The 14,371-nt window shown below is 31.4% G+C and carries 11 protein-coding genes and 1 other RNA gene; 3 read left to right on the forward strand and 9 right to left on the reverse strand.

Features of this window, described 5'->3' with window-relative positions; genetic code table 11:
• Positions 1 to 34: 34 nt before the first annotated feature.
• Entirely contained in the window at positions 35 to 1,201 is a 1,167-nt protein-coding gene (locus tag BTO18_RS04000; protein WP_105014990.1) for an MFS transporter, read from the forward strand.
• 62 nt (positions 1,202 to 1,263) lie between these two features.
• On the opposite strand, the gene BTO18_RS04005 is transcribed toward BTO18_RS04000, so the two are convergent.
• From BTO18_RS04005 to BTO18_RS04045, 9 genes are all read right to left on the reverse strand, one after another.
• Positions 1,264 to 2,148 (reverse strand): anti-sigma factor, encoded by an 885-nt coding sequence (locus BTO18_RS04005; RefSeq protein ID WP_105014991.1) that lies wholly within the window; start codon positions 2,146 to 2,148, stop codon positions 1,264 to 1,266.
• 72 nt (positions 2,149 to 2,220) lie between these two features.
• A complete protein-coding gene (locus tag BTO18_RS04010) occupies positions 2,221 to 2,892 on the reverse strand; it encodes a Crp/Fnr family transcriptional regulator (protein ID WP_105014992.1) in 672 nt (223 codons plus the stop codon).
• Positions 2,893 to 2,997: 105 nt separating this feature from the next.
• Positions 2,998 to 5,265 carry an aconitate hydratase gene (locus tag BTO18_RS04015; RefSeq protein WP_105014993.1) on the reverse strand — a complete coding sequence of 756 codons (2,268 nt, stop codon included), beginning with the start codon at positions 5,263 to 5,265 and terminating at the stop codon, positions 2,998 to 3,000.
• A 177-nt stretch (positions 5,266 to 5,442) separates the two neighbouring features.
• An RNA gene (gene rnpB, locus BTO18_RS04020) (RNase P RNA component class A) lies at positions 5,443 to 5,751 on the reverse strand.
• Between the two features lie 186 nt (positions 5,752 to 5,937).
• Positions 5,938 to 7,071, reverse strand: a complete 1,134-nt coding sequence (dnaJ, locus tag BTO18_RS04025) for a molecular chaperone DnaJ (protein WP_105014994.1) — start codon at positions 7,069 to 7,071, stop codon at positions 5,938 to 5,940.
• A 76-nt stretch (positions 7,072 to 7,147) separates the two neighbouring features.
• Positions 7,148 to 7,693 carry a nucleotide exchange factor GrpE gene (locus BTO18_RS04030; RefSeq protein WP_105014995.1) on the reverse strand — a complete coding sequence of 182 codons (546 nt, stop codon included), beginning with the start codon at positions 7,691 to 7,693 and terminating at the stop codon, positions 7,148 to 7,150.
• Between the two features lie 194 nt (positions 7,694 to 7,887).
• Complete coding sequence (gene murA / locus BTO18_RS04035; RefSeq protein ID WP_105014996.1) at positions 7,888 to 9,198, reverse strand: UDP-N-acetylglucosamine 1-carboxyvinyltransferase; 1,311 nt, start codon at positions 9,196 to 9,198, stop codon at positions 7,888 to 7,890.
• A gap of 5 nt (positions 9,199 to 9,203) precedes the next feature.
• The gene (locus BTO18_RS04040; protein ID WP_105014997.1) at positions 9,204 to 9,848 is read right to left on the reverse strand and encodes a DUF4290 domain-containing protein; all 645 of its coding nucleotides are present in this window, start codon (positions 9,846 to 9,848) and stop codon (positions 9,204 to 9,206) included.
• A 149-nt stretch (positions 9,849 to 9,997) separates the two neighbouring features.
• Complete coding sequence (locus tag BTO18_RS04045) at positions 9,998 to 12,319, reverse strand: ATP-dependent helicase (protein ID WP_105014998.1); 2,322 nt, start codon at positions 12,317 to 12,319, stop codon at positions 9,998 to 10,000.
• Positions 12,320 to 12,437: 118 nt separating this feature from the next.
• Between BTO18_RS04045 and BTO18_RS04050 the strand changes: the two genes are divergently transcribed.
• Both BTO18_RS04050 and BTO18_RS04055 read left to right on the forward strand, forming a co-directional pair.
• A complete protein-coding gene (locus tag BTO18_RS04050) occupies positions 12,438 to 13,706 on the forward strand; it encodes an amidohydrolase (RefSeq protein WP_105014999.1) in 1,269 nt (422 codons plus the stop codon).
• A gap of 3 nt (positions 13,707 to 13,709) precedes the next feature.
• Positions 13,710 to 14,222, forward strand: coding sequence for a DUF7935 family protein (locus BTO18_RS04055; protein ID WP_105015000.1), 513 nt, complete (start codon positions 13,710 to 13,712; stop codon positions 14,220 to 14,222).
• The last annotated feature ends 149 nt before the right edge of the window (positions 14,223 to 14,371 follow it).

Genomic DNA, 14,371 nt, shown 5'->3' on the forward strand with positions numbered 1-14,371 from the left:
TATTAGACTCTTTTTGTTAATTTCGTAATTATAAATGTACAATTCCAAACTAGTTTTACCAATAATTGTAGTTTGTCAATTTTGTTGCACTTCTTTGTGGTTTGCTGGCAATGGAGTGATGCAAAATTTGGTTCTAACTTTTAATTTGCAGAAAAGTGCATTAGGTAACTTAACAGCTGCTGTACAGTTTGGTTTTATTTCTGGTACTTTACTCTTTGCTTTATTTACTATTGCTGATCGTTTTTCGCCATCAAAAGTATTTTTTATCAGTGCTGTTTTAGGTGCTATTTTTAATTTGGGTTTTGTTTTAGAACAACAAACTTTATTTAGTTTGGTAAGTTTTCGGTTTTTAACAGGATTTTTCTTGGCAGGAATTTATCCTGTTGGAATGAAAATTGCCACAGATTATTATCAAAAAGGATTAGGAAAATCTTTAGGATTTTTAGTAGGTGCTTTAGTTTTAGGTACTGCCCTACCTCATTTATTAAAAGATATTTTGGTAGATTATTCTTGGAAAAGTGTATTAATAGCAACATCAATATTAGCCTTTTTTGGTGGATTTTTACTATTGATTTTTGTGAAAGATGGTCCATTTAGAAAACCGAGTAAAAATTTAGATTTATCCATTTGCTTCAATATCTTTAAAAATATTGAATTTAGAAAAGCAGCTTTTGGATATTTTGGACACATGTGGGAGTTGTACACATTTTGGGCTTTTGTACCAGTTTTACTATCTATTTATCAAAAAACACATTCAATTCAAGATTTTAACATCTCTTTATTATCCTTTTTCATTATAGCAATTGGTAGTTTATCCTGTGCTTTAGGTGGTTATATCTATGAAAAATTAGGGTTGAAAAAAACCGCGACTACTTTTCTGTTTTTATCAGGAATTTGTTGCTTGATTTCTCCTTTTTTATTCCAAGTAGAAAATCAACATCTATTTATCAGTTTTTTATTGTTTTGGGGAATGGTTGTAATTGCAGATTCTCCTCTTTTCTCGACTTTAGTTGCACAAAACGCACCTTCTAAAGATAGAGGAACAGCGTTAACTATTGTGAATTGTATTGGTTTTTCCATTACAATTATTAGTATTCAAATTTTAAATAGTTTGCAAATTCATACTACATCAAACTTTATTTTTATGGTTTTAGCTGTTGGACCTTTATTAGGAGTATTGTCTTTGAAAAAAACTAAATAAAAAGAGGAAGTAATATCTAAAATTACTTCCTCTATAAATATAAGAAGGGGATTTCTAATAATTTATCTAGAAACACTTCCAGTTAGAACTACTTTTGGACCTGTACCCATTGTTAAAACTGAATGATTTTGTGCATCAGTAGGTATTAAATGTGCTAAAGGCTTTAGCGCAAAAGGTAAAGGACTATCATCTGGACTAGGTTCTACAGAAATTACTACTGTTGCTCCTTTTAAATCCGTAGGAAAATCAACTCCTGCAGCAGAACCCATTAAATAATCTTCACCAGGAAAACCAGGTCCATTACCAGCAGTTCCTTTGTATGGAGATGTTGCAGCATTATTATCGGCTGCAGCTGGATTCGTAAAAGTTCCTGTGCTAACAGGTGTTCCGTTTAAAACTACCCAACCTTCATATTGCCATCCATCTGTTAAAGTTGGCAAGCCTAAACCAACAGCAGGACTACCTGAAGAATTGTCCAAAAACCAAACTCCACTTGCTTCATTTGAATCGTCAGTATCTGTTGGCGTTGCTAATATGTATTTTCCCCAAGCGTTACTAAAATCTGCAACAATCTCTGTTGAGGTAACATTTGCAGAGTTTCCAGAAAATTCTCCTGCTAATAATTTTGTGGATGCTGGAGTTGCTGCTGCAATTCCTGTTTCTCCTGCAGGTTCTATAGACAGTACAAATTGACTTGCTGCATTTAAATCGTCTATACCTACAGTAAAAGTTTGTGGAAAAGAAACACTTGTAAACGTCCCTGTACTTACTGGACTACCGTTTACAATTAACCAGCCTTCGTAAACGTAACCTGAACCTAATTCTTCTAATCCTGTTAAATCTACTGTTAGATCTCCTTCTGTAATTGTTGTTTCGTTGTCATTATCACAAGACACAAAAAATACTATTGCTGCACATAGATATGCTAATTTTAAAAAATTTTTCATTTTATTGTTGTTTTATTATTTGACAACAAAGTTATATTGATGAAAAACATTTAAATGTTAGCCAGCGAACATTTAGGCAATTTTTTGAAGTAATCTTATTTCTTTTCTATTAAAATTGATGATGTTATCTTCTTTTAACTCATTCATCATAACATTTAAATTAGATCTAGAAGTACCAATTAATGATGCAATATCTTTTTGAGTATAAGGATGTTGAATTACTTTATCTCCAGTTTTATCACAATTGTAACCATATTCTTCGCACAACTCTTTCATAAATTCTAAAAGACGAGTTTTGGTATCTTTGAATAAAATTAACTGTAATCTTCTTTCTAATTTTTTAAATCGTAAACCTAAAAATTTATAAATCTTTAAACTAAATGTTTTATTATCACGCATTAAATCGTGCATTGTAGTAACTCCTATTGGGCAAATTGATGTTGAATTGTCTAAAGATTGGGCAAATTCATTTCTTTTTTCTTCTCCTAAAATGGCTTTTTCACCAAATAATTCGCCTTTAGTTAAAATAGCTTTTACAACTTCATTACCATCTTCAGTATAATATCCTAATTTAACTTTTCCATTTTCAATTAGGTAAATTTTATTGGCAGCATCTTCTTCAAAATAAATGTAATCACTTTTGTTGTAAGCATCAAAAGTATGACACGCTTTATATTCTTTGAATTTATGAGGACAAAGCAAGTTAAATAAATTCACATTTTCAAAAAACCACAAATTTTTCATTTTTAAATCTTTTAGTTGATGTAATAAAAGTCTAAAAATGTAGGAATTACTTACAAAAAAACTCCTGAATTTCTTCAGGAGTTTTCAATGTTTCTATTCTGTGATTTAGGCGTTTTGCTTCTTTATTAAATTTAAAGCAGAACCTTCATTATACCAATCAATTTGTGCTTTGTTGTAAGTATGATTTAGTTTGATGGTATCTGTACTTCCATCTGAATGTACAATTTCTAAAGTTAATTGTTTGTCTGGAGCAAACTCATTTAAGTCTACAAAATTAAAGGTATCATCTTCTTGAATTAAATCATAATCAGCTTCATTTGCAAACGTTAAACCTAACATTCCTTGTTTTTTCAAGTTTGTTTCATGAATTCTTGCAAAAGATTTAACAATTACAGCAGCAACTCCTAAATGTCTTGGTTGCATTGCAGCATGTTCTCTAGAAGAACCTTCTCCATAGTTATGATCTCCAACAACTATTGTTTTAATTCCTTCTTTTTTATAGGCTCTCTGTGTTGCAGGAACTGCATCGTACTCGCCAGTTAACTGATTTTTTACAAAATTTGTTTTCTTATTAAAGGCATTTACTGCACCAATTAAAGTATTATTGGCAATATTATCTAAATGTCCTCTAAAACGCAACCAAGGACCAGCCATAGAAATATGATCAGTTGTACATTTTCCAAAAGCTTTTATTAGTAATTTTGCTCCTGTAATAGAATCTCCTAAAGGCGTAAATGGTGTTAACAATTGTAATCTTTCTGAATCTTCATTAACAGAAACAGTTACACTACTACCATCCTCTTTTGGAGCTAAATAACCATTTTCTTCAACTTCAAAACCTTTTGGAGGTAATTCCCATCCAGTTGGCTCATCAAACATTACTTTTTCTCCATTTTCGTTGATTAAAGTATCTTTTAACGGATTGAAATCTAAACGACCAGCAACAGCAATAGCTGCAGTTAATTCTGGTGAAGCTACAAATGCGTGTGTATTTGGATTTCCATCTGCTCTTTTAGCAAAGTTTCTATTAAAAGAGTGTACAATACTATTTTTTGGTGCATTTTTTGGATCGGAATATCTAGCCCACTGACCAATACAAGGTCCACAGGCATTTGTAAATATTTTAGCATCTAAATTTTCAAAAATCCCAAGAATCCCATCTCTTTCTGCTGTAAATCTTACTTGTTCAGAACCAGGATTAATACCTAATTCTGCTTTCATTTTTAAACCTTTGTCTATAGCTTGTTGTGCAATTGATGACGCTCTTGATAAATCTTCGTAAGATGAGTTTGTACAAGAACCTATTAATCCCCATTCAACCTGAATTGGCCAACCATTGTCATTTGCTTTTTTGGTCATATCTGAACCAACAGCTGTAGATAAATCTGGAGTAAAAGGACCATTTAATAAAGGGCCTAATTCAGACAAATTGATTTCAATCACTTGATCAAAATACTGTTCTGGATTTGCATATACTTCTGCATCTGCAGTTAAATAGGATGCAACTTTATTAGCAGCATCTGCAACATCTGCTCTATCTGTAGCACGTAAATAACGCTCCATAGATTCATCGTACCCAAAAGTTGATGTTGTTGCACCAATTTCTGCTCCCATATTACAAATAGTTCCTTTACCTGTACAAGACATTGAAGTTGCACCAGGTCCAAAATACTCTACAATTGCTCCTGTCCCACCTTTTACAGTTAAAATTTCGGCAACTTTTAGAATTACATCTTTTGGTGCTGTCCAACCAGACAATTTTCCTGTTAACTTTACACCAATTAATTTTGGAAATTTTAATTCCCAAGCCATACCAGCCATAACATCTACAGCATCTGCACCTCCAACACCAATAGCAACCATTCCTAAACCACCAGCATTAACTGTGTGAGAATCTGTACCTATCATCATTCCTCCAGGAAATGCGTAATTTTCTAAAACTACTTGATGTATAATTCCTGCTCCTGGTTTCCAAAAACCAATTCCATATTTATTAGAAACGGATTCTAAAAAATTAAAAACTTCACTACTTGTGTTATTGGCATGCTTTAAATCTTTTGCGGCTCCTTCTTTAGCTTGAATTAAATGATCACAGTGAACAGTTGTTGGCACTGCTACTTTAGGTTTACCAGCTTGCATAAACTGCAACAAAGCCATTTGTGCAGTTGCATCTTGACAAGCAATTCTATCTGGAGCAAAATCTACATAGTCTTTTCCTCTTACTAGTTCTTTAGTAGGTTTGCCTTCCCATAAATGAGAATATAAAATCTTTTCTGCCAACGTAAGTGGTTTACCTGTAATTTCACGAGCAGCATCTACGCGTTCTGCAATATTTGCGTAAACCTGTTTAATCATATCAATATCAAAAGCCATATGTATGTATAAGTTTTAAATTTTGTAAAACAAAATTACATTTTTAAAATGAATTTTGAAAGATAAATAATAGATTGCTATAATTATTGAATAAATAAATGCTATTTTGAAATTCTTTGAATTTAATGCAATAAACAAAGAATTTTGAGGTTTTAAATTATCAATTTTTGAATTAAAAGTAAAAGCAGACTTATAAGCCGAATTCTGTACCTAAATTTTTAGGTTCTTATCATTTATCTAGTTTTAAAATTACTTTTAAAATCTAACTGCCTACCCTTTAGAATTGAGCGAGTAACTCTCAAGCTCTAATATACATGGCATTGCACCTCATAGAGTTTACCTGGTTTCACTACAGCATTACCTGTACTTGCTTTCTGTTGCACTTGTCCTCAACTTACGTTGGACGGATGTTATCCGCTATGAATACTCTGTGGTGTTCGGACTTTCCTCCAGGCTAAAAGCCTGGCGATAAGATAAGTCTGCTAATGCAAAATTAGTTTAATTAAAATTCATAAAAAAACCCACTCAAATAAAATTTGAGTGGGAAAAATTGCTATGAAAAAGAAAAAGTGTTATTGGCTAACCAATAACATATCAAATATAGTTTAAATCTTTAACAATTAAACAATAAATATGTATTAAAATTCAGAGAAAGTAATTTTTAATATTATTTTAAGAAAACATATCTTTTACTTTTTCAAAAAAAGATTTATCCGATTTATTTGGATTTGGAGAAAAGTTATCATCAGATTCCATTTTCTCAAAAAATTGCCTTTGTTCTTTATTTAATTCTTGTGGTGTCCAAACATTAATATGAATTAAGAAATCTCCTGTTCCATATCTTTCTATACTTGGTAAACCTTTACCTTTTAATCTTAAAATCTTGCCAGATTGTGTACCAGCTTCAACTTTAATTTTTACTTTACCTGTAACCGTTTCTACTTCTTTACTTGTACCTAAAACAGCTTCTGAAAAATTTACATATAGATCGTAGTGAATATTAGTACCTTCCCTCTTTAACTTTTCGTGAGGTACTTCTTCAATTAAGACTAATAAATCTCCAGCAATTGAGTTTTTACCTGGTGCTTCATTACCTTTTCCACCAACTTTTAATTGTACACCTTCAGTAACACCAGCAGGTATATTTATTGAAACTGTTTCTTCTTTAACAATTAGACCTTGTGCGTCTGCTCCATTTGGTTTAGAACTAATAATTTCTCCAGCTCCAGAACAAGTTCCACAGGTAGTTGCTGTTTGCATTCTACCTAAAATAGTATTTGTAACTCGCATTTGCTGACCAGAACCATTACAGGTTGTACAAGTTTTGTATTTTACGCCATCTGCTTGTACTTTTCTACGAACTTTTACTTTCTTTTCAATTCCTTTGGCTATTTCTTCTAAAGTAAGTTTTACACGAATACGCATATTACTCCCTTTAACTCTAGCTTGTCTTTGGCCTCCACCACCAAAGCCACCAAAGCCGCCACCAAAACCACCACCTCCAAAGATGTCTCCAAATTGGCTGAATATATCTTCCATATTCATGCCACCACCTCCAAAGCCTCCTCCACCTTGGGGACCATCGAAGGCTGCATGCCCATATTGGTCATAACGTGCTTTTTTGTTTTCGTCGCTTAAAACTTCGTAAGCTTCTGCTGCTTTTTTAAAGTTTTCTTCAGCAGTAGTATCTCCAGGGTTTTTATCTGGATGATACTTAATCGCCATTTTTCTATACGCTTTTTTTATCTCTGCTTGTGATGCAGATTTTGAAATGCCTAATATTTCGTAAAAATCTTGTTTTGCCATTCTTTTTAGTTTGCAGTCTTCAGTGTGCAGTTTTCTATCAGTTATTAACTGCTTTACTGCCAACTGTTTTACTTAATTACTGTCCTATTACCACTTTTGGATATCTGATAATTTTTTCTCCTAATTTGTATCCTTTTTCTATACAATCTATTACTTTGCCCTTCATATCTTCTGATGGTGCTGGAATTTGCGTAATTGCTTCGTGAATTTCTGCATCAAAAATATCACCAGCTTTTACTTCTATAGCAACTAATCCCTTTTGAGTTAAAGTATTTTTTAACTTACCATTGATTAATTCCATTCCTTTTAAGAGCTCTTTATCTTTAGCTTTTTTAATTTCTGACAAACCTCTATCGAAATCGTCCATAATTGGCAATAAAGCTGTCATTAATTCTTGACTTGCGGTTTTAAACAACTCTATTCTTTCTTTGGTTGTTCTTTTCTTATAGTTTTCGAACTCTGCAAAAAGGCGTAAAAACTTGTCTTTTTCTACCTGAATTAACTCTTCTGCTGTTGGTTCTTCTTTTATATTTTCTTCTACAACTTCTTGATTTTCTTCAACTTGCGAGGTTGTTTCTTCGTTTTTGATTTCTTCTTCTTTAATTTCTTCTTGCTTACTCATTTTTCAGTAATCGTTAAATTGTTTACAATTTATTGTCAAAAATGTTGCCAATAAAAAAATAGTGCCAAGTTGACACTATCTTTTTATTTATTGTATTTGTTAGCAAACAGGTTTAGTCGCGATTGAAATGGCATCCTTTTTTGAGGAACGAAAAAAAGATATAATGGAAAGCGCGAAATAGTTTCAAAAAAATATTAATTATTTATCCTCTCAATTTTAGCTCCAATAGATTTAAGTCTTGCCTCAATATTTTCGTAACCTCTATCTATTTGTTCAATGTTGTGAATAGTACTAGTACCTGTTGCTGAAAGTGCTGCAATTAATAACGAAATACCTGCTCTAATATCTGGTGAAGTCATGGTAGTTGATTTTAAAGAGCTTTGAAAATTTTGCCCGATTACAGTAGCTCTATGTGGATCACATAAGATTACTTTTGCACCCATATCTATAAGTTTATCTACAAAAAACAAGCGACTTTCAAACATTTTTTGATGAATTAAAACTGTGCCTTTAGCTTGTGTTGCAATTACCAAAACAATACTTAACAAATCTGGTGTAAAACCTGGCCAAGGAGCGTCTGCAATTGTTAAAACAGAACCATCTATATAATTTTGAATTTCGTAAGATTCTTGTTCTGGAATATAAATATCGTCTCCTCTTTTCTCAAATTGAATACCTAATTTTCTAAATATATCTGGTATTTGACCCAAGTTTTCCCAGCTTACATTTTTTATGGTTAGTTCTGACCTTGTCATTACTGCAACACCAATCCAAGAACCAATTTCTATCATGTCTGGTAACACTCGATGTTCACAACCCCCTAAACTATCAACACCTGTTATGGTTAATAAGTTAGAACCAACACCAGTAATATTTGCACCCATTAAATTTAACATTTTACACAATTGCTGTATGTAAGGTTCGCAGGCTGCATTGTAAATAGTTGTTGTGCCTTTTGCTAAAACTGATGCCATTAAAATATTTGCGGTACCTGTTACAGAAGCTTCATCTAATAGCATATCTGTACCAAATAATTCGTCTGCTTCTACTCCATAAAATTTATCTTCTTTGTTGTATCTAAATTTAGCTCCAAGGTTAATAAAACCTTCAAAGTGAGTATCTAATCTTCTTCGCCCGATTTTATCTCCTCCTGGTTTTGGTATATATCCTTTTCCAAAACGTGCTAATAAAGGTCCAACAATCATAATAGATCCACGTAAAGAGCTACCATCTCTTTTAAAATCAGACGATTCTAAATATTCTAAATTTACTTTATCTGCTTGAAACTCATAAGAATTACTACTTAATTTATTGACTTTTACACCTAGTTCTCCTAGTATAAAAATCAGTTTATTTACATCTATAATGTCTGGAACATTATGTATAGTAACTTTTTCTGGAGTTAATAGAACTGCGCAAAGAATTTGTAAAACTTCATTTTTTGCACCTTGTGGAGTTATTGTTCCATTTAATTTATGTCCTCCTTCAATTTTAAATGACGCCATTTAATCTATCTTTTTCTATTTCTATTATTATGATGTTTCTTGTGATTATTTTTAGAATGGTTTTGACCTTGTGTATTTCTCTTTCTTAATAAGTTTTTACTCTCTATCAATTCTTCTTCTGTGTTTCTTAAATCGATTTTACCATCAGACAAATCATATAAATGCTTAAAAATTACGGCATCATCAACAGTATCTTTATTCCAATTTAAATAGCATTTTTTCATATGATTTGCTATTGTAAATATCAATGCTTCTTTCATATCGCCTTCTTCCCAACTTAACGCAACATCTATCATTGTTTGTATATTATTTCCATAATAACGATATCTTGATGCTGATTTTGGGTAAGCAAGTGGTTCTGGTTTTTCTTGTAATTCTTCTTTAGATGGCTTTGGATATGGAGAATCTACATCCAATTCAAATTTTGCCATTATAAATAATTGATCCCAAAGTTTGTGTTTAAAATCTGGTACATCTCTTAAATGTGGTTGTAAATTACCCATAACATCTACTATGGCTTTTGCCATTTTGTTACGTTCTTCTTTGGTTTCTAAAGCCACACAATGATTTACTAACTTTTGAATATGTCTTCCATATTCTGGTATAATCATTAATGTTCTTTCTGAATTGTATTCTAAATCGAATGTCATTTATTTATGTTTGAAGTGTGTTCTCGATACATTTTCTTTTTCATTTCAATCAAAAGAAAACACTCGAACTGACAATTTATACTTTGTAGTTATTTAACGTTGCAAAATAATTAATAATTACGAATTAGTAATTATGAATTCGTAATTATTTATCCTATCACTTTTAATTTGGCAAACTGTAGTAATAACTTCTTTTTACCAACAGTACTAAATTTTATTTCTGCTTTTTTATTTGGGCCTTTTCCTTCTAAAGCTATTACCTCTCCTGCTCCAAACCTGTTGTGTTCTACAATATTTCCAACGACAATACTTTCATCAAACAAATTAGGTTTAGCATTGGTTTGAGATACTTTTTTTAAGTTTTTAGGAATTATAATCTCTTTCTTTCTGACCAAATTACGCTCCATTTTTTTACGTTGAATTGGTTTTTGAAAACGAATTCCTTTTGGAGCATCATCAAAAATACTTTTATCGACAAATCTATTGATAGAAGGTTCTGGTATTTTTGGAGTGATGTAATATAGAAACTGATCATCAATTTCTTCTAAAAATCGACTTGGTTCAGAATCTATCAATTTTCCCCATCTATAGCGAGTTTGTGCATACGTTAAATACGCCACTTTTTCTGCTCTGGTTAATGCAACATAAAATAATCTGCGTTCTTCTTCCAACTCACTTCTCGTATTCATACTCATTGCAGAAGGAAACAAATTTTCTTCTAAACCAACAATGTAAACGTATTGGTATTCCAATCCTTTAGATTGATGAATGGTCATCAGCGAAACACTTGGCTTATTATCATTTTTTTTGCTATCAAAATCTGTAGCCAAAGCAACATCTTCTAAAAATGATGTCAAAGATGCATCTTCTCCCTCCTCAATTTTATCAGTTATGAAGTCTTTAATTCCGTTTAATAGTTCTTGAACGTTTTCTACTTTACTTACAGTTTCTGGAGTGCCATCTTTCTCTAAATCTTTTATCAGTCGTGTTTGTTTTACAACAGTTTCTGCAATTTCAAAGGCATTTTTGGTTTGTGATTCTATCTGCAAACGTAGAATCATATTCATAAAGTTCTGAAGCTTATTTTTAGTTCCAGAATTTATTTTAATATCAATTTTATCAATATACTTTATGATTTCGAAAATTGATTTTTTATAATGATTTGCAGCAATGGTTAGTCTATCTATAGTTGTAGCTCCAATTCCTCTTGCAGGATAATTGATAATTCTTTTTAAGGCTTCTTCGTCATTTTGATTGATAAGAATTCTTAAATATGATAAAATATCTTTGATTTCTTTTCGCTGATAGAAAGAAATTCCTCCATAAATCGTGTAATCGATATTTTTTTTGCGTAAAGCGTCTTCAATGGCTCTTGATTGAGAATTGGTTCTATACAACACACAAAAATTATCGGGAGTTAATTGATTGTTCATCATGTTTTCCCAAATGGATTGGGCTACAAAACGCCCTTCTTCTCCATCAGAAATAGTTCGCATTACATTTATAGAGTCTCCAGCATCATTGCTCGTCCAGACTTCTTTATCTAATTTGGTTTTGTTTCTAGCAATAACAGAATTTGCAGCATTTACAATGTTTTTAGTTGATCTATAATTCTGCTCTAATTTAAAGGTTTTTACATCAGGATAATCTTTCTGAAAATTTAAGATATTTTGAATATTGGCACCTCTAAAACTATAAATACTCTGTGAGTCATCACCTACTACACAAATGTTTTCGTATTTATCTGCTAAAGATCTCACAATAAGGTATTGAGAGTGGTTTGTATCTTGATACTCATCAACCATTATATATCTAAATCTATCTTGATATTTTGCTAAAACTTCTGGAAAACGAGCTAATAACTCATTGGTTCTTAACAATAAATCATCAAAATCCATAGCACCCGATTTAAAGCATCTATCTACATATTCTTTATAAATATCACCGACTTTTGGTCTGCTTGCATGCATATCTGCTTCTTGCAAATCTGGGTTATTAAAATAGGCTCTTACAGTTATTAAACTGTTTTTAAATGATGAAATTCTACTTAAAATTTGTTTAGGTTTATAACGTTCTTTATCAAGATTCATCTCTTTAATAATTGCAGTTATCAAACGAACTGAATCTTGTGTATCATAAATGGTAAAATTACTAGGAAAGCCTAATTTATCTGCTTCCGAACGTAAAATTCTTGCAAAAACGGAGTGAAAGGTTCCCATCCAAAGGTTTTTAGCTTCACTTTGCCCAACAACACCTGCAATTCTCTCTTTCATTTCTCTTGCAGCTTTATTGGTAAATGTTAGTGATAAAATATTAAAAGCATCTACACCTTGTTGCATTAAATGTGCAATTCTATAGGTTAATACTCTTGTTTTTCCAGAACCTGCACCTGCAATAATAATCATTGGGCCATCTTTTTGAATTACGGCTTGTTTTTGTGCTTCGTTTAAAGAATTTAAATAGGTATTCAATAGTTTATTAATAAGTTTTTTAAATCGTGAAATTACATATTCTTTCTATTTTTGGTAAAGAATCATATTAATTTTTATTCACAAGTTTTTATATATTTGATAAATATCAATTTTACATATGAGAAATTTAATTTTATTTGCGTTTACATTTTGTTTGTTTACTAGTTATGGACAAGATTTACAAAAAGATATTCAAAATATTGAACAGAAAGTAATAAAATGGCGAAGACATTTTCATCAAAATCCTGAACTTTCTAATAGAGAGTTTGAAACCGCTAAAACTATTGCTAAACATTTAAAATCTCTAGGATTAGATGTACAAGAAAATATTGCAAAAACAGGCGTTGTAGCTATTTTGCATGGAAAAAATAAGGGTAAAGTTGTTGCTTTGAGAGCAGATATAGATGGCTTACCAGTAGTAGAAAGAAACGATTTAGCTTTTAAATCTACTAAAAAGACAACTTTTTTAGGTAAAGAAGTTGGTGTGATGCATGCTTGTGGACATGACACTCATATTGCGATTTTGATGGGAGTTGCAGAAATATTATCAAAAAATAAAGATAAAATTAAGGGTACAATAAAATTTATTTTTCAACCTGCTGAAGAAGGAGCACCAGCTGGTGAAGAAGGTGGTGCAGAATTGATGGTAAAAGAAAATGTACTAAAAAACCCAGATGTAGATGCTATTTTTGGATTACATATATCCTCTGTAACTCCTGTTGGACATATTGGGTATAGAAAAGGAGGAATTATGGCTGCCGCACAAAGTTTTAAAATAAAAGTAAAAGGGAAACAATCTCATGGTTCTAGACCTTGGGCTGGTATAGATCCTATTTTAGTCTCTGCAAAAATTATAGATGGGTTACAGACTATTGTTAGTAGAGAAGCAGAATTAACAAAAGAAGCTGCAGTAATTACAGTCGGAAAAATTGATGCAGGAGTTAGAAGTAATATTATTCCTGAATCTGCAGAAATGATTGGAACTATTAGAACTTTAGATTATGATATGCAGAAATTAATTAATAATAGAATGAAAGAAATGGTACCTGCAATAGCTAAAGCTTATAAAGCTGAAGCTAGTATTGAAATAGCAAAAGGATACCCTATTACTTTTAATAATCATAAATTGGTAGATAAAATGTTACCTACAATACAATCTATTGCTGGTATAAATAATGTGCATGATATAAATGCTGTTACTGGTGCTGAAGATTTTTCGTTTTTTGCTAAAGAAGTACCAGGGTTTTACTTCTTTTTAGGAGGAAAAACTTTAGGAAATAACAACCCTTATCCACATCATACCCCCGATTTTTATATTGATGAAAGTGGTATGTTATTAGGGGTTAAAGTAATGACACAATTGGCTTTAGATTTTTTGAATAAATAATTTATGGAAGATAAATTGATGGAAAGTATCGCTTATATTTTACCTGCAGCAGTAACTGGTTTTGTAGCTTATTATATGTTTAATGGCTTTTTGCAGCAACAAACTACTGAAAAGAAAATGGCAGTTTTAGCAGAAAGAAAAAAAGAAGCACTACCCATAAAATTAAAAGCTTATGAACGTATGTTGTTGTTTTGTGATAGAATAAATCCTGTAAAAATGTTGTTGAGAGTTAAACCATTATCAGAAAATACTAATGATTATCTACAACTCTTAATTGCAAATATAGATCAGGAATTTGAACATAATTTAGTGCAACAAATTTACATTTCTAATGAAAGTTGGACAGCCATAATTGCAGCTAAAAGAGCAGTTATTAATAAATTAAAAATGGTTGCAGAAGACTCTAATTCTGCTAATGATTTTAGAGAAAATGTGTTGATAGATTATTCTAAAAAACTACCTCCTACTGAAACTGCGATAGATTTTATAAAAAGTGAAGTAAAGAAATTATTATAAACAAGAGGTTGTCAGAAAAGTCTTTAAATCTGTTATTTCGACCTTGTGAAGAAATCTAAACTACTGAATTTTAATTGAATAGATTTTTAGACTTCATTGCATTTCGCTCAAAATGACAAAATTTAACTCTTTTTAGACAGCCTCCTGAA

The sequence above is a fragment of the Polaribacter porphyrae genome, assembly GCF_002954685.1.
In the GTDB taxonomy this organism is placed as follows: domain Bacteria; phylum Bacteroidota; class Bacteroidia; order Flavobacteriales; family Flavobacteriaceae; genus Polaribacter; species Polaribacter porphyrae.